Source organism: Campylobacter volucris (assembly GCF_008245045.1).
Taxonomy (GTDB): domain Bacteria; phylum Campylobacterota; class Campylobacteria; order Campylobacterales; family Campylobacteraceae; genus Campylobacter_D; species Campylobacter_D volucris.
The window spans coordinates 1,105,947-1,122,025 of the sequence record NZ_CP043428.1 but is presented as its reverse complement, the minus strand read 5'-3'; the positions used below and the strand labels follow the sequence as shown (position 1 = coordinate 1,122,025).

16 protein-coding genes are annotated in these 16,079 nt (G+C 27.2%); 12 read left to right on the top strand and 4 right to left on the bottom strand.

Annotated elements, in window-relative coordinates; all coding sequences use genetic code 11:
* Position 1: 1 nt before the first annotated feature.
* The 3 genes from ftsA to CVOLT_RS05850 form a co-directional block, all read right to left on the bottom strand.
* Positions 2 to 1,381 (bottom strand): cell division protein FtsA, encoded by a 1,380-nt coding sequence (gene ftsA / locus CVOLT_RS05860; protein WP_039665877.1) that lies wholly within the window; start codon positions 1,379 to 1,381, stop codon positions 2 to 4.
* Positions 1,378 to 2,859, bottom strand: coding sequence for a peptidylprolyl isomerase (locus tag CVOLT_RS05855; protein WP_039665876.1), 1,482 nt, complete (start codon positions 2,857 to 2,859; stop codon positions 1,378 to 1,380). The genes ftsA and CVOLT_RS05855 overlap by 4 nt, the downstream gene beginning before the upstream one ends.
* Positions 2,860 to 2,939: 80 nt before the next feature.
* Complete coding sequence (locus CVOLT_RS05850) at positions 2,940 to 3,518, bottom strand: class II aldolase and adducin N-terminal domain-containing protein (protein ID WP_052243185.1); 579 nt, start codon at positions 3,516 to 3,518, stop codon at positions 2,940 to 2,942.
* 59 nt (positions 3,519 to 3,577) lie between these two features.
* Here CVOLT_RS05850 and rsmH point away from each other — a divergent pair, with 59 nt between their 5' ends.
* Complete coding sequence (gene rsmH / locus CVOLT_RS05845) at positions 3,578 to 4,495, top strand: 16S rRNA (cytosine(1402)-N(4))-methyltransferase RsmH (protein ID WP_039665875.1); 918 nt, start codon at positions 3,578 to 3,580, stop codon at positions 4,493 to 4,495.
* 3 nt (positions 4,496 to 4,498) lie between these two features.
* Complete coding sequence (locus tag CVOLT_RS07975; RefSeq protein WP_039665874.1) at positions 4,499 to 5,410, top strand: hypothetical protein; 912 nt, start codon at positions 4,499 to 4,501, stop codon at positions 5,408 to 5,410.
* Here the strand turns inward: CVOLT_RS07975 and CVOLT_RS05835 are convergent.
* The gene (locus CVOLT_RS05835; protein ID WP_039665873.1) at positions 5,407 to 5,898 is read right to left on the bottom strand and encodes a hypothetical protein; all 492 of its coding nucleotides are present in this window, start codon (positions 5,896 to 5,898) and stop codon (positions 5,407 to 5,409) included. The two genes, CVOLT_RS07975 and CVOLT_RS05835, sit on opposite strands and share 4 nt — an antisense overlap.
* 118 nt (positions 5,899 to 6,016) lie before the next feature.
* On the opposite strand from CVOLT_RS05835, the gene CVOLT_RS05830 reads away from it, so the two are divergent.
* From CVOLT_RS05830 to CVOLT_RS05785, 10 genes are all read left to right on the top strand, one after another.
* Complete coding sequence (locus tag CVOLT_RS05830) at positions 6,017 to 6,988, top strand: glycosyl transferase family 90 (protein WP_039665872.1); 972 nt, start codon at positions 6,017 to 6,019, stop codon at positions 6,986 to 6,988.
* A 13-nt stretch (positions 6,989 to 7,001) separates the two neighbouring features.
* The gene (locus tag CVOLT_RS05825) at positions 7,002 to 7,859 is read left to right on the top strand and encodes a D-amino-acid transaminase (protein ID WP_039665871.1); all 858 of its coding nucleotides are present in this window, start codon (positions 7,002 to 7,004) and stop codon (positions 7,857 to 7,859) included.
* Positions 7,860 to 8,012: 153 nt separating this feature from the next.
* Complete coding sequence (locus tag CVOLT_RS05820; RefSeq protein ID WP_132037990.1) at positions 8,013 to 10,055, top strand: FTR1 family protein; 2,043 nt, start codon at positions 8,013 to 8,015, stop codon at positions 10,053 to 10,055.
* A complete protein-coding gene (locus tag CVOLT_RS05815; protein ID WP_039665870.1) occupies positions 10,052 to 10,573 on the top strand; it encodes a ferrirhodotorulic acid transporter, periplasmic binding protein in 522 nt (173 codons plus the stop codon). The genes CVOLT_RS05820 and CVOLT_RS05815 overlap by 4 nt, the downstream gene beginning before the upstream one ends.
* A gap of 74 nt (positions 10,574 to 10,647) precedes the next feature.
* A complete protein-coding gene (locus CVOLT_RS05810) occupies positions 10,648 to 12,069 on the top strand; it encodes a ferrirhodotorulic acid ABC transporter membrane protein (RefSeq protein WP_039665869.1) in 1,422 nt (473 codons plus the stop codon).
* A complete protein-coding gene (locus CVOLT_RS05805) occupies positions 12,059 to 13,351 on the top strand; it encodes an ABC transporter permease (protein WP_039665868.1) in 1,293 nt (430 codons plus the stop codon). Before CVOLT_RS05810 ends, CVOLT_RS05805 begins: the two co-directional genes overlap by 11 nt.
* Positions 13,341 to 14,456 (top strand): ABC transporter permease, encoded by a 1,116-nt coding sequence (locus CVOLT_RS05800; protein ID WP_039665867.1) that lies wholly within the window; start codon positions 13,341 to 13,343, stop codon positions 14,454 to 14,456. The genes CVOLT_RS05805 and CVOLT_RS05800 overlap by 11 nt, the downstream gene beginning before the upstream one ends.
* Entirely contained in the window at positions 14,456 to 15,112 is a 657-nt protein-coding gene (locus CVOLT_RS05795) for an ABC transporter ATP-binding protein (RefSeq protein WP_039665866.1), read from the top strand. Before CVOLT_RS05800 ends, CVOLT_RS05795 begins: the two co-directional genes overlap by 1 nt.
* A complete protein-coding gene (locus tag CVOLT_RS05790; RefSeq protein ID WP_052243184.1) occupies positions 15,102 to 15,593 on the top strand; it encodes a TlpA family protein disulfide reductase in 492 nt (163 codons plus the stop codon). Before CVOLT_RS05795 ends, CVOLT_RS05790 begins: the two co-directional genes overlap by 11 nt.
* A complete protein-coding gene (locus tag CVOLT_RS05785; RefSeq protein ID WP_052243183.1) occupies positions 15,584 to 16,045 on the top strand; it encodes a TlpA family protein disulfide reductase in 462 nt (153 codons plus the stop codon). Before CVOLT_RS05790 ends, CVOLT_RS05785 begins: the two co-directional genes overlap by 10 nt.
* The last annotated feature ends 34 nt before the right edge of the window (positions 16,046 to 16,079 follow it).

The following is a 16,079-nucleotide window of genomic DNA, read 5'->3' as shown; positions in this document are numbered from 1 at the left end:
ATTAGAACTGGTTTATAATTTTATTCCAAATTTTAGAAAAAGAACTAGGTTTTTTCTCTTTTTTCACTTCAACTTTTTTTGTTTCTTCTTTTTCTTCATCAAAAATTTGTCGATCTTGAAAAATCTCTTCTAATTTTTCTTCTTTTTCTTCATCTTCTTCTATGACAAAATTTTGTTTAATTTGTTTATTGATGATTTCAGGCTCGCCTTTATATCTTAACTTTTCATTAGAATCTAACTCATAAGGGGTGAAATAACCACCACCATATAAACAAAGTCCTATTGCACAACTATTTTCTGGATCATCAAATATTTCTTTAAAGCCATCCATAGTGTCTTTTTTTGCACTCGCTATTCTAACAGCTTTATTATCAAAATAAGCTGAAGCAAGTTTATCAAGTCCTGCAAATTTTGTCATACCTCCGGTTAAGACTATACCAGCTCCTGCTTGATTTGCACTTGCATTATCACTTAGCATTTTTGCTAAAATTATAATAGTTTCTTCTATCCTTGCGTAAATTACATTGGAAATAACTTCGATAGAAACCTCATTTTTTCTTTTTTCATCTCCCATGTATGGAATTTGTATTAAAGAATTTTCATTTTGTGCTAAAGAAGCGTAATTTAGTTTTAATTTTTCAGCTTCTTTTGGAGGAGTGTGTAAAGCTATGGATAAATCATTAGTAATATTAACTGAGCCAATTTGCAAACACTCATTATATCTTACAGAATTTCCTGCATGTATGACCATATCGCATACTGCTCCACCCATATCGATTAAGACAGCGCCTAATTCTTTTTCGCTATCATCAAAACAAGCAATTGATGAAGCATAGCCTGATAAAACAATATTATCTACTCTAAGATCTGCAAGCTCAACTGCTTTTTTTAAATTTTTTATATGAACTTCTTGAGAAATAACAATATGCGTAGAAACTTCTAAGCGATTTCCACTCATTCCCAAAGGATCTTCTACATGCTCAAGATCATTAACTTTAAAATTATAAGGCAATACATGGATGATCTCATATCCACTTGGTATGTTAGCTGTATGTTTAGCTGTGCTAACAGCTCTGTGGATTTCTTTAATTCCTATTTCTTGATTTGGAATATTTACAACGCCTATGCTATCTACGCTTTTTGCGTATGCTCCAGATATGGAAACAATTACTTTATCATAATGCACTCCTGACATCATTTGTGCATCTGCTACTGCTTCTTCTATAGACTTTGAAGCTAATTCTATATTAGTAATTGCTCCTTTTTTTATACCGCTAGATTTTGATTTACCAAAACCTATAATTTTTAATCCTTCTTCGCTTTTTTGAGCTAAGATTGCACAAGTTTGTACAGAGCCTAAATCAATTCCTAAGATGTTCAATTTGCATTTCCTTTATAGTATCTTTTGATTGGATAAAGTTCGATTAATTTTTTTAACAATTCTTCTTTTAAAAGTGCTTGTTTTGTTTGTCTTGCACTTTGTTCTATAATAAATTTATAAATTTGTTCTTTTTCTTTATTTTGTAGTTTTTGCTCAGTAATTTCATAAACTATAGCTTTATTATCAAACAAAACATAAGATTTTTGTTTATTGGTATCAAAAACTTGTGCTAAAAATTCGCTAAATTCGGTATTGTTCATAATGCTATCACTAACTTTATTATTTTTACTAGAATCTCTGCTGTAAGTTCCTATGTCGATACCATGGAAGTTTTCTAATGCGTTTTTAGCTTTTTCTTCTAATATTTGTTTTGTTTTTTCTTTGATATATAGTTTTTTAACTTCATTTTTTGCTTGTTCAAAAGTTTGAGTTTGTATAGGATTGATCTTTAAAATTTGAGCAATCATATAACCATCTTTAAATTTAAATGGCTTGATAAAATCTTTTTCTTTACTTTTTTGTATAGTTTCTAAAGGATAGTAAATATCTGTATTTTTAATAGTAATATTTGTATCAAAATTTAACTCACCCTTTCTTAGTGCCACATAGCTTTCATTTGCTTTAAGTTTTAATTTTGCAAGATTAAGATCTTTTAGAACTTTTTCTTTACTTTGTTCTAGGCTTAGTATTTTTCCATTAAAATCTTTGTAATCATTTTTATTTTCTTCATAAAATTTTGCCAGCTCTTTTTCATCAATTTGTGTTAAATCTGGTTTTAAAAAATAAGTTGTTAATTCATAGCTTGGTTCGCTTTTATATAATTGTTTATTTTTTTCCCAAGTTTGATAAAGCTCTTTTTCATCTATAACAATATCTTTTTCATTGACATAAATTGCTTGGATTTTTAACTTATCTTGCATTAAAAAACTTGCTGCAAACATATCTACTTCATCTTCTTTTAAAGGGATATTAAAAATAACATTTATTTTTTTAAGTAAAAGCTCATCATGAATCATTTTTTCATAAGTTTTTGGAGTGTAATTGTTTCTTGAAAGAATATTGTAGTAAAGATTTTTATCAAATACACCTGATTCGTTGTGAAAAACCTTTTGATGAGCAAGATCATAGGCAATTTCTTCTTCACTTACGCTTAGCCCTAAAGTCTTTGCATAAGATAGAAGTAATTTTTCTTGTATTAGCTCGTTAATTGCTTGAGTATCTAAACCATCTTTTAAAGCTTGTTCTTGAGTGTAGTTTCCATCATTAAACTGAGAATAGTATGCAAATAATTGAGAATATTTAAGATTAAATTCATCATAACTAATTTTTTCATCGCCAACTTTAGCAACAGCATTAGAACGATCTGTGTTAAAATCGTAACTTCCCCAACCAACAAAACCCGCACCTACAAAGGCAATAACACTAATCCAAATTGTTACAACTAAATATTTTTTATGATGCTGCATCCAAGTGAGCATTTTTTCCCCAATCAAATAATTATAAATTAAATCACAAATTATAGATAAATTGTGATTAATAAAAAATTAATTTTTTAAAATCATGATAAATTAGTTTCAGCCAAATAAATGATTTTACAAGAATTTTCAATTAAATCTATGATTTTTCCAAGCTCATAGCTTGTTCTACCATAGGCAAAAATTCCATATCCTTTAACCACTACAAAATTTTGTTTTTGTTCTAACATATAGCGATAAATTTCTGTTTGAGATCTATCTTCCCAATCTTCGTAATTTTTGGGATTATAAATGCGAATTTCTTCTAAAAAAATTTCACCAAAATAATCTTGAGGGGTAATAAAATCATGATTTAAACTCATAGAAAGGGTATAAGATGGACAAGCAAAGCATATAAATTTAGCTTCAGGGATATTTTCATAAATGCTTTTGTGTATTTCACAATCGCTGCTTGCTTCATTCCAGCTATAATCTTTACTAAATTTTAAAACACTAAGATTTTTTTCATTAATTTGATTTAAAAAAGCATCGTTTTTGTTGATGATAAAGGAACTTTGCGAAAGTTTTGCTGAAATTGATCCATGAGAGATCCCAAAAAAATTTTTTTTAAACATAGACGAAGAAAGCATTTGAATTTGAGAAATAATATTTTCTTTATTCACTAAAAGGCCTTTTTTTAAACTTACTTGAGATATTATACTAAAAAATAAAAAGGTTTGATTTGAAAAGTCCGCATATACCAGTTTTATTACAAGAAGTTTTAGATGCTTTTAAAGATTTAGATCAAGGAGATTTTTTAGATTGCACGCTAGGATATGGAGGGCATAGTAGTGCTATTTTAAAAGCTCATCCAAATTTAAATTTAATAGCTTGTGATAAAGACATAGAAGCTTTAAATTTTTCAAAAAATTTTTTAAATGACTTTTCAAATAGAATTTCTTTTTATCATCTTGGTTTTAAAGATATACTAGATAAAATTTCTACACAAAATTTAAGAGGAATTTTGGCAGATATTGGAGTATCTTCTTTGCAGCTTGATAAAAATGATAGAGGTTTTTCTTTGAATTCAGATTTTTTAGATATGAGAATGGATCAAAATGTAAGTTTGAGCGCTAAAGAGCTTGTAAATTCATACTCTGAAGAAAAATTAGAGCAAATTTTTAGAGAAAATGGAGATTTAGGCTCTATATCAAAAAAATTAGCTTCAAAAATCATACAAGCAAGAAATCGCAAAGAAATCACAAGTGCAAAAGAATTAGCCAAAATTATAGGTGATGCTAAATTTCATGGTCGCAATGTAAGTTTAGCTTTGCTTGTGTTTCAAGCTTTGCGTATAGAAGTTAATGATGAGTTAGGTGAACTTAAAAGATTGCTTGATAGTATTGAAAAGGCTAAGCTAAAAGATTGCAAAGTTGCGATAATTTGCTTTCATTCCTTAGAAGATAGATTGGTTAAAAATACTTTTAAAAGATGGGAAAAAGATTGTATTTGTGATGAAAAAGCTTTTAGATGTGAGTGTGGAAAAAACCATAGTCTTGGAAAGATTCTTAGTAAAAAAGCTATAAGTGCTTCCAAAGAAGAAGTTAGATACAATAGCAGATCAAGTTGTGCAAAGATGCGAATTTTTCATTTTAGGTAAATTATGACTAATGATGATTTTTTAAAAGAAAAACAAAATATACGAGAAAAAATGCTCAAATACTCAAGAGCCATAAAAGAGGGTAGAGCATACGAGGATCATTATGAATTAAATGAAAGTGATCGTATATTAAAAAGTAGGATTAATCGTAAAAAAAGACCTAAATTTACAGATTTTGACGAAGAATATGAAAAAAAACCAAAAAAACAATCATCAATTTATTTAAAAGAAGATTTGATCAATGTAAAATTAGAAGAAAAAAAACCTTTTTCAATCAAGTTAAATTTTTTCAAAAAAAACAAGCAAAAAGCAAATAAAAATATAAATTCAAAAAAACCAATAGCAAAAGAAAAAAGTGTCAATCCTAACGAAAAACTTGAAAATAAATCTTTTCAATTTGAACAAATTTCTAAAATAGTTACAAAAAGCAATGCTTATGTTTCTTTAAAAATTCAAAACATAAAAGAAAATCAAAAACAAAAAGCAAAACTCAAACAAGAAATAAAAGAAAAGAAAAAACTTGAAAAAGAAAAATTACAAAAACAAGAGCAGCTTGAAAAAGAAAAACTAGAAAAATTAAAACAAATTCAAGAAGAAGTAAGATTACAAGAACAAAAAGCACAAGAGCAATTAGAATACAATATAGAAGATAAATATGAACTTTTAGACAGCATAAAAACAGAAGAAAATAAAAATTTAAGTTTAAGACATTTATCTTATGCGGGTGTTATTTTGATTTTTGCTTTACTTGTGTTTTTTCCACAAATTTATATAAGAAATCAAATTTATTATATTAGTAGAGATATAGCTGATTTACGCTCACAAGAGTGGGTTTTAGATGAAGAAAACAAAGAGTTGCAAAGACAACTGGAGGCAATTTATTTTCAAAATCAAGTTTTAGATTATTTAGATTAATTATTTGTTTGGATGATTTTTTCTAATACATATTGTTCTAGTTGGTTTTTGGGAATTTCTTCTTTGATGGCTTGATTATAAATATTTTCAGCAATTTTAGAGTATTTTTCATATGCAAAATATGGAAAATGCAAAGCCCAAGCCTTTTTAACTAATTTTTTACTAATAATTTTTCTTGTATAAATTTTAAATATATCATATCCTATAAAAATACAAGCTGTAACTAAAACAGAACTTAATATACTAATATGAAAATCAATAATAGTTAAAAAATAATGAGTAATTAACAATAAAGGTATCAAAATTAAGGCACATAAAATGGCATATATTAGGTAAGAATTTAAGATTTTAAATTTGTAATTTAATTTAGCAGGATCTACTAACATACCTTCATTTAATAAAGCATTGGCTTCTAAAAGATCTTTTAGATTGATAGGTTGATTTGAAATTTTAAAAATGGAATTTAAAATTAATTCTTTAATTTTCATTTTATTTACCTAAATTTAATTTTTTATGATTTTAGCATTTTTGCTTTTAAAGAAAATTAATATTTTAACTCTTACAAGTGTTTATTGTGATAAAATTATCTTATTTTTAAGGAGTTTTATGGCTGATTGTAGATTTATGATGAATGTTAAAGGTTTGTCAAAACGAATAATACCTAGAAAAATTTATCAAAAACAATTAGATGGTATATTAAAACAAATTTTAAGCTCAAAAGATATCGAGTATATTTTTAAGCGTGTTAATTATTATAATTTACACAATACTTTTTTTGATATAAACAAAAATGGCGAAAAAATCCACCAATTTCCTTTGAGCAAAACTTCATACGCGTATGATGCATATGAAATAGCTAAATTTTTTAGTAGTGATTTTTTATGGAGTAAAGCTTTTGGAGATATTTCATATTCATTAAATTTTCCAAGTATTACAAAGTCAAGACCTATAGAAAAAAGTCCCAATAATATCATTTTAAAACTTGACAAAAATAGACATTTTGATTTTATAAACGATAAATATACTTTTGAAGAAAAGGAAAATAAACTATTTTTTAGAGGTGGTGTTTATCAGCCTTGGCGTATTAAATTTTTTGAAAAATATTTTATGCATAAGTATTGCGATATAGCTCATATAGGAAAGAAAAAGCCAGAACTTTATCAGTGGATGAAAAATTGGAATTTTAAAATTAATCGTTCTTATCAAACTCGGTTTAAATTTTTACTTTCTTTAGAGGGCAATGATGTTGCAAGTAATTTAAAATGGGCTATGAAAACAAATTCTTTAGTTTTAGCTCCAAAAATGCGTTATGAGACATGGTTTATGGAAGGAAAATTAATCCCTAATGAACATTTTGCATTAATAGATGATGATTATGAAAATGTAGAAGAATTAATAGATTTTTATATAAATAATCCTAAAAAAGCCAAAGAAATCATACAAAATGCTCATGAATATTTAGAGCAGTTTTTTGATGAAAAAAGGGAAAAATATATAGGTATTTTGGTTTTAGCTAAGTATTTTTATTTTTCAAAACAGCTTGAATTACCACAAGATATAGTTGATTTATTTCAATAACGGAGGTTTTTTAATGGAAGAAAAAGAAATAGTTTTTTTAAATGGTGAATTTGTAAAATCAGATGAGGCTAGAATAAGCGTGTTTGATAGAGGATTTATCTTTGGAGATGGAATTTATGAAGTTGTTCCTATAATCAAGTCTAAAATAGCTGATAAAGAAGAATTTTGGGAGCGTTTTGAGAGAAGTTTGGCTCAAATTAATCTAAAATTACCTTTTTCTAAAGAAGAAATGGAAGAATTTTTTAAAAAATTAATTGAAAAAAATTCTTTAAAAGAGGGCGGAATTTATATGCAAGTTACTAGAGGGGTAGCAAGTAGAAATTTTGCTCTTTTAGAAGGATTAAAACCTACTATTATGGCTTTTGCTTTTGAGTGTAATGTGATTGAGCATGAATTTGCTAAAAGTGGTGTTAATGTGATTTCAACAGCGGATTTAAGATGGAAAAGAAGAGATATAAAATCCATTTCTTTACTTGCTCAGTGTCTTGCAAAACAAGAAGCCATAAAAGCTAAAGCTTTTGAAGCTTTTATGGTAGAAAATGCTTTAGTAACTGAAGCTTCAAGTAGTTCAGCTTTTATCATAAAAAATAATACTTTAATCACCAAGCCTTTTTCTAATGAAATTTTACCAGGTATAAGACGCAAAAATATTTTAAAATTTGCAAAAGAATTAGGCCTTAGAGTAGATCAAAGAGCTTTTAGCATGAAAGAAGTCTATGAAGCAGACGAAGTGTTTATTTCTGCTGCTACTTTTTTAATTTTAGGTGTAATTAAGGCAGATAGTAAAGTCATTAAAGATGGGCAAGTTGGTTTTTATACTCAAAAACTACGAGAAAAATACATAGAAAAAATTATAAAAGAAACTGCTTGATTATAAAGCTTGATAAAATTAATCTATCAAGCTAATCTTTTATTAAATTTGATTTATGAAATAAATAATGATAATGTTTATCTTAATTTAAGAATTTAAGTATTATACTTCAACCCACAATTTTAAAAATGAATATCATTTTTGGAGATATAAGTGTTGAAGAAAATCCTTTGTTTTGTGATTTTATTTTTCTCTTTTGCTTTTGCAAGGGAGATTGATTACAAAGAAGAAAATGAGGCTATCAAACAGGCTTTAGAACAAAGTATATTATTATATAAAGAAAATCAATTTTTACAAGCAAAGAAAAAAGTAGAAGATGCGTATTTTCAACATTTTGAAAACATGGAAGGATCCATAGGACGCAATGTAGGAAGAAAAGTCATTGCTATGGAGCGAAAATTTAATAGTCTTCGAAAAATGTATAAAGATAAAGAAGAAATTTCTAAAATTGAAGCGTTGATTGCTAGTTTAAAATTTGATTTAGATGAAATTGTGCCAATTTTAGAAAATGGTTTGCAATTAAAAGCCGAAGTTAGCGATGTAAATTATGATAAGACATTAGCTCAAAATGCTTCTTTAGAAGCGGAGAAAAAAAGACAGCAAGAAGCTGCTAAGATGTTTTTAACTTTACTTGGTGAAGAAATTAAAGATCAAAATATATCTACAAATCAAAATTTAGATCAAAATTTATCCAATCTCCAAGAAGCTTCTAGCTTGGATGCAAGATTGCAATTTTTAATTGATGAGATGAGCTCTAAATTAGATCAAGCTGTTTTAGCTTTTCTCAATAAAGACTATCAAAAAGCAAAAGATTTTATTCAAGCTGCTTTGTTTGAAAATTATAGAAATTCAAAAGTAGAAATTTTGGTTGCAAGATACACTAAAGCCGGTATGGATAAAAAAATCCAAACTAAATTAAGATCTATCATTAGACAAATTAATAACAATACTTTAGATGAAAAAAAGATGAGAGATGAAATTGCGAGCATTTTAGATTTGCTATATGAAGCATTTTTAGCTTTGCCAAAAGAAGAATTATCTTTACTGGAAATTAAAGGTTTTGATGATCAAGAATTAAATTTAAAAGATTATTCTAAAGTTTATAATGACATTAAGATTGCTTTAAATGAGCTTTTGCAAAATTATGAAGGTTTTAGCTTAAACAGCATCGATTCTTTGCAAAATATTTACTTAGATATATTTGAAGCAAGTGGTATGGAAAGTAAAATTGGAGCAGTTGATAGTGCTTTAAAATTAAAAATTGAAAGTTATTTTTCAAAAGGTGTAGCTTTGATTAAAGCAAGTGTTTCCAAAGAAGAATTAAAACAAAATTTTGATGAACTGGAAAAATTGATAGAACAATCACTAGATAAAATTCAAGAATCTTCTCCAATATCATTATTTATATGGGCTTTAGGGATTATTTTAAGAGAAGGCTTGGAAGCTTTAATTATCATTGTAGCTATAATGTCATATTTAATTCAAAGTGGCAATCAAAAGCGTTTGAGTATAGTGTATTCAGCTTTTTGGAGTGGGATATTTTTAAGTTTTGTTAGTGCTTTTTTGATTTCTTGGTTTTTTAAAGAACAAGCTGGGCAAAGTAGAGAACTTTTAGAAGGTATTACTATGCTTATTGCGGTGGTATTGCTTTTTTATGTAGGTTTTTGGCTTTTATCTAATGCTCAAAATAAAAAATGGGTTAATTTTGTTAAAACTCAAGCAGTAGAAGCTATTTCTAACAATTCAGCTAAAGCTTTATGGTTTAGTGTGTTTTTAGCTGTTTTTAGAGAAGGGGCTGAAACTATACTTTTTTATCAGGCTTTATTATTTGATGCAAAAACTAATTTAGATTATAGCTTTATTTTAGCAGGTTTAGTTGGTGGATTGGTTATTTTAAGTATTTTGTATTATTTATTAAAAAATGGTGCTTTAAAAATTCCACTAAAACAATTTTTTTATATCACTTCATATGTTATTTTTTATATGGTTTTTGTCTTTATGGGCAAAGGTATAGGCGAGCTTATAGAGGCTAAAGTCATCACTCCAAGTTTAATTCCTTTTGATTTTGATGGAATTTTGTGGCTTGGAATTTATCCTTATTATGAAAGCATCATACCTCAATTTATGGTTTTAATCTTACTCATTATGGGTATTTTTATAACAAAACAAATTTCAAATAAAAAGGAAAAAATATGAAAAAAACTTTATTAAGTTTAAGTGCGGCAGTGAGTGTTTTTGCTAGTTCTATTTTTGCTGCAGAAGTGCCAATTGGTGATCCTTATGAGTTAAATGGTATGGAAATAGCAGCAGTTTATTTACAACCTATTGAAATGGAACCAAGAGGAATTGATCTTGCAGCTAGTTTGGCTGATATTCATCTTGAAGCTGATATACATGCTTTAAAGGGCAATAAAAATGGCTTTCCAGAAGGCTTTTGGATCCCATATTTAACCGTAGCTTATAAGCTTACTAATCTTGATAATGGAAAAGTAAAAACAGGAACTTTGATGCCTATGGTAGCAGATGATGGCCCTCACTATGGAGCAAATCTTAAGATGGATACAGGCATAGGAAATTATGAATTAGTTTTTTTGATAGATAATCCAGAAAAACAAGGTTTTGGAAGACATGTAGATAAAGAAACAGGCGTAGGCAAATGGTTTGAGCCATTTTCTGTAAAGTATAATTTTAAATATACTGGCGCACCAAAATGATTATCCTAGCTTTAGCTAGGATTTATGTATGAAATTAAAGATTTTTTACATAAATTTTATCTAAGAGTTTAACAATGTCAATTTATTTTATACATTTTTTTACAGCAGTTTTTCCTTATGCATTTTTGAGTGCATTGGCCTTTTATAAATTAAACAAATTTTTTGTTTTTAAGCTTAGTTTTGTAGGATTTGTATTTGCATATTTTGCATTTTTTATTAGTGCAAAAAATTTAGCCTATGATATACTGAATTTTTTTAATGCAATTTTATTAGCATTTGCAAGCTTAGCAATACTTTTTTTATATTTTATAAAAAATATTTTTTGTAAAAATGCAATACAAAGCGTTTTAATTTTGCTTTTATCTTTTACATTTGGTGTGAAATATTTTTCAAATTCTGTAGATTTTCCTTTATTTAGCTCTAGTTTGATAGACTCTTTAGCGATTAATTCTTTTTCTTTGATTTTACTTGCTTTGATTTTATGTGTTGGTTTTTATCTTTTTATATGTTGGGCGAGGGAATTTAATTTTAAAATTTTAAATGTATTTTTGATAGTAATTTGTATTTTTTATTTTAATGAATCTTTGGCAAAAATTTTACTTTATCTAATGAGAACAGGTGTTATAGAAACGCAAAGTTTGTATCTAACTTATGTAGCAAAGAGTGTGTATTATGTGCATTTTTATCCTTATATTTTGTTAGGTTTTGTTTTAGTGAGTATGATTTTAGCTTTTAAAAAGAAAAATGATAACTTTTTAAAAGCTAAAGATTTTGATATTAAATTTCGCAAAATTCAAGCAAAAAATTTTCAAATCACTAATTTTTGCGCAAGTGTATTTTGTGCAGGTATTTTAAGTTTTGGAATTTTATTGTTTTATGATTTGCACGCTTCAAAGCCTATAAGTATAGATGAGCCAACTTATGTAGAGCCAAATGAAAATGATGAATTTGTATTTAATGTAGAAATTTTAAGAGATAATAAACTCCATCGATTTGCTTATATTAGCGATGAGGGAAAAGTTGTGAGATTTTTTCTTATTAACAAGCGAGAAGACAAAGACTCTCCTGTAGCGGTATTTGATGCTTGTAGTATTTGTGGAGATATGGGCTATATCAAAAAAGATGGAGAATTAATTTGCATTTCTTGCAATGTGCGAATTTTTTTACCAAGTGTTGGAAAAGCTGGAGGGTGTAATCCCATCCCTATGCAGTATAAATTTGAAAATGGTAAGGTTATCATCCCTTTTTCTGAAATTTTAAATGGAGTAAATTTTTTCACTCAAGTAGTAGAAAAAAAAGTATATGATCCAATCGATCATACCGAACTTATCAATCTAAAAGCACACAAAAGCTATGTATATAAAGGAAGAACTTATTTTTTTGCTAATGAAAAAAATTATGAAGAGTTTAAAAACGATCCGCAAAAATATACAGATACTAATAAAAGCTCTAAATATAGAATCCATAATTTTTTAGGAAATGATTATGCAAGTTAAGATTGTCAAAAATTCTATTTTTCAAAATAAAATTCAAAAATTTCTAGCGATTTTTACTATTTTTTTAGCTACTTTGTTAATTTCTACCATGCTTAATATCACTTTAGGTATAGGCAATGAACTTGCCAAGGAATTAAGAAGCTATGGTTCTAATATTTTAGTTTTACCAAAAGGAGCAAGTTTAAGCGTAGAGGTTGGAAATAAAATTTATGAGTCTTTGAAAAATCAAAATTTTTTAGAAGAAAATAAACTTCATACGATTAAAGAGATATTTTGGCGCAATAACATCAACGCATTTTCACCATTTTTAAATTCTCAAATTACTTTAAAAACCAAAGAAAATTCTTTTAATGATGTTGCATTATTAGGGACATATTTTAACAAGGCTATTAAAATTGAAGATGATGATGATTTTTATGCAGGAATAGAAGAATTATACAAATTCGCAAAAATAGATGGAAGATACCCAAAAGATGATAGTTTAGATGAAATTATCATAGGTAAAGATTTAGCTCAAAAATATCATTTAAATTTAAACGATGAGATTAAACTGGTAAAAAATGATAAAACTTTTAAAGTTAAAATAGTTGGCATTATAGATTTAGTGGATGAATTTTCTAATAAAATCATCACTTCTTTGCTTTTATCTCAAAAAATTTTAGATAAAGCAGGTTTGTTTGCAAAAGCTGAAGTATCAGCTTTGACTATACCTGAAAATGACTTAGCTCAAAAAGCAAGACGCGATGTAGATAGTCTTGATCAGCTTGAGTATGATCAGTGGTATTGCACAGCTTATGTTAGTTCTATTGCTTATCAAATAGCAGAGGATTTTAAAGGTGCTAGCACAAAGGTAATTAGTGCTATATCAGATGCTGAAAGTTTAATTGTAAATAAAATTCAATCTTTAATGGCAGTAGTTAGCATTATATGTTTGATTGTGGCTTCTATAGCGATTTCATCTTTAATGAGTGCAGATATTTTTAGAAGAAAAGGCGAAATAGGGCTTTTAAAAGCACTTGGTGCAAGTACTTTGCAAATTTATATGATTTTTGTATTAGAAGGTATAGTGATAGCTTTTATAGGAGCTATTTTTGGTTTTATTTTTGGCGTGATTGTTTCAGAATTTATAGCTTTGAGTATTTTTTCGCATACTATTGTGATTTCTTGGGTGATTTTACCACTTTGTGTATTTTTTGCAGTGCTTATAGTGCTTTTAGGGTGTTTGTTTTCAATCAAAGAAATTTCAAAACTTTCAACTTCAGAGGTTTTATATGGCAAATAATTTTTTCATACAAGAAGTTTTTAAATCACTCATTTTTTCTTATAAACGAGTGAGTGTTATATTTATAGCTATTTTTATTGGAGCTATGGTTAGTTCTTCGTTTTTTAATATTTATTTTGATATAGATACTAAATTATCCAAAGAATTAAAAGCTTATGGGGCTAATTTTATCATCACTCCTAAAAATGATGAATTTTTAAGTATGCAAGAATTCATGCAAATAAAAGAAAATTTAAAAGCAAAAGCTCTTACTCCATTTTTATATGGTTTTTATAATCTTGAAAGCTCAAGTGCAGTAGTTTTGGGAACGGATTTTTCAAATTTAAAACTAACTAAGCCTTTTATAGAAGTTTTAAAAGGAAGTTTTTCTTTGAGTGATTTTAGTGAAGATAGTGCTTTTGTTGGTGTTGATTTAGCAAAGCAATTAGAACTTAAGATAGGACAAGAATTACAAATTTATAACCCTGAAATTTCTAAAGTTGTTAAGGTAAAAATTAAAGCGATTTTAAGAAGCAATGATGAGCAAGATGGGGTTTTGATCATATCTTTAAAAAAAGCTCAAGAATTAGCTTTTAAAGAAGTGATTAATTATGCTCAAGCTATAGTTTTTGGAGATTATGAACATTTAAGCCAAAAGGCAAAAGAACTTAGCGCAGAAAACATTGAAGCTAAGCCTATTTCATCTGTTTCTATAAGTGAAGGTTTAATTTTAGATAAAATGAAAGCTTTGATGGCTTTAATTAGTATAGTGATTTTGCTCATTAGCTCTTTGAGCGTAAATACTACTCTTAGTGCTGTAATTTTTTCAAGAAAAAAAGAAATAGCTTTACATCTAGCATTAGGAGCAAAACAAAATCAAATTTTAAAACTTTTTGGAGTAGAAGTTTTGATTTTGAGTTTGGGCGCTAGTTTTCTTGGTGCTTTTAGTGGGTATTTTTTAGCAAATATTTTTGGATATTTAATTTTTAATGCAAGTATAGATTTTAGGTTTATTTCTGTGCTTTTTGCTGTGGTAGTTTCTTTGATTTTTGCATTTTTTGCAAGTTTTTTACCACTAAAAAAAGCATTAAAAATCAATGTATGTGAAAATTTAAAAGGCGAATAATGAAAAATATTATAAAAATTTCAAATTTAAATCGTAATTTTAACGAAGTTAAGGCTTTGCAAAACATAAATTTAGAAGTAAAACAAGGAGAATGGCTTGCTATAATGGGGCCATCAGGATCTGGTAAATCAACACTTTTAAATATACTTTCTTTGATGGATACGCAAAGTAGTGGAGAATATCTTTTGGATGATCAAATAATACAAAATTTAAACGAAGAAGAAAAAAGCATCATAAGAAGAGAAAAAATAGGATTAATCTTCCAACAATTTCATCTTATACCTTATTTAAATGCCTTAGAAAATGTAATGTTGGCTCAATATTATCATTCTTGTGTGGAAAAAAATGATGCTATAATAGCTTTAGAAAAGGTCGGACTTTCACATAGACTTTCTCATTTACCAAGTCAATTAAGCGGAGGAGAGCAACAAAGGCTTTGTATAGCTAGGGCTTTAGTAAATGATCCTGAAATTTTATTAGCAGATGAGCCTACGGGAAATTTAGATGAGGCAAATGAAAAAAACATTATAGAACTATTTTGCAAATTAAAGCAAGATGGTAAAACTATAATTTTAATCACTCATAATATAGATGTAGCTAAATTTGCTGATAGGACTATTATTTTAAGTCATGGAGTGATGAAAAATGAAAATTAAAGCTATATTTTTAGCATTATTTTGCACATTTTTTTTAAGTGCATGTTTGGAAAATAGCAACAAAAATGGAGGTAAGGTAGGATTAAAAACTCCAGAAATTTCAGCTAAAACCATAGAGGGTAAAAAAGTAAAAATTGCTGATTTTGATAATTTAGTTGTTTTAACTTTTGTAGAGCAAGGATGTGCTTCTTGTTTGAAAGATTTGCCATTGTTGGAAAAATTAGCTAGTGAATATCCTCAAAAAATTACCATTTTAGCCGTAGATTCTATAGATAAAGGTGAAGAATTTAAAAAATTTGTAACAAAATTTAATTATCAAAATATTATTTTTTTAGAAGATGATTTAGATATTTCATGGCAAAGATTTAGCATTTTTGCTGTTCCTACTACTTTTATTATTAAAGATAACATTGTGCAAGATAAGATTATAGGAGAAAAACCATGGTCGTATTTAAAAGCTTCTATTTCTTCTTGGCTTTGATTTTATTAAGTGCTTGTAATAATGATTTTAAAACTTTAAATTCAAATGTAAATTACGCTTTTGAGTATGATGGCTTTAAAAAGACTTTAAATATTAAAGATTTCAATGCTCCTTATGCTTTGTTTTTCTTTACGCAAGATTGTGGAGTTTGTGAGATTGAAATTCCTATACTCAATGAACTTTATAAAGAAAGAAATTTTCATTTTATAGCTGTTTTAAACGGAACAAAAACTTTACAAGAAGCTCAAAAAATTGCTAAAGATAAAAATTTGCAATTACTGCTTTTATATGAACTTAAAGCAAGTGATTTTTTATCTAAAGCAAGTGGTGGAATTTTTGGAGTGCCTGTGATTGTTTTTTATGATGAAAATGGTAATTTAAATGAAAAATTTATAGGACTTACTCCAAAAAATATTTTGGAAAATAAAATCAAATCTTTGCAAAATTTATAATTTTAAAAACATCTTTTATCAAAGCTTTGGGAAT

What these genes read in the sequence shown, in the direction of transcription:
- CVOLT_RS05855 (WP_039665876.1), bottom strand. Translation starts at nt 2,859, where the DNA reads ATGCTCACTTGGATGCAGCATCATAAAAAATATTTAGTTGTAACAATT.
- CVOLT_RS07975 (WP_039665874.1), top strand. Translation starts at nt 4,499, where the DNA reads ATGACTAATGATGATTTTTTAAAAGAAAAACAAAATATACGAGAAAAA.
- CVOLT_RS05835 (WP_039665873.1), bottom strand. Translation starts at nt 5,898, where the DNA reads ATGAAAATTAAAGAATTAATTTTAAATTCCATTTTTAAAATTTCAAAT.
- CVOLT_RS05830 (WP_039665872.1), top strand. Translation starts at nt 6,017, where the DNA reads ATGGCTGATTGTAGATTTATGATGAATGTTAAAGGTTTGTCAAAACGA.
- CVOLT_RS05825 (WP_039665871.1), top strand. Translation starts at nt 7,002, where the DNA reads ATGGAAGAAAAAGAAATAGTTTTTTTAAATGGTGAATTTGTAAAATCA.
- CVOLT_RS05815 (WP_039665870.1), top strand. Translation starts at nt 10,052, where the DNA reads ATGAAAAAAACTTTATTAAGTTTAAGTGCGGCAGTGAGTGTTTTTGCT.
- CVOLT_RS05810 (WP_039665869.1), top strand. Translation starts at nt 10,648, where the DNA reads ATGTCAATTTATTTTATACATTTTTTTACAGCAGTTTTTCCTTATGCA.
- CVOLT_RS05805 (WP_039665868.1), top strand. Translation starts at nt 12,059, where the DNA reads ATGCAAGTTAAGATTGTCAAAAATTCTATTTTTCAAAATAAAATTCAA.
- CVOLT_RS05800 (WP_039665867.1), top strand. Translation starts at nt 13,341, where the DNA reads ATGGCAAATAATTTTTTCATACAAGAAGTTTTTAAATCACTCATTTTT.
- CVOLT_RS05795 (WP_039665866.1), top strand. Translation starts at nt 14,456, where the DNA reads ATGAAAAATATTATAAAAATTTCAAATTTAAATCGTAATTTTAACGAA.
- CVOLT_RS05790 (WP_052243184.1), top strand. Translation starts at nt 15,102, where the DNA reads ATGAAAATTAAAGCTATATTTTTAGCATTATTTTGCACATTTTTTTTA.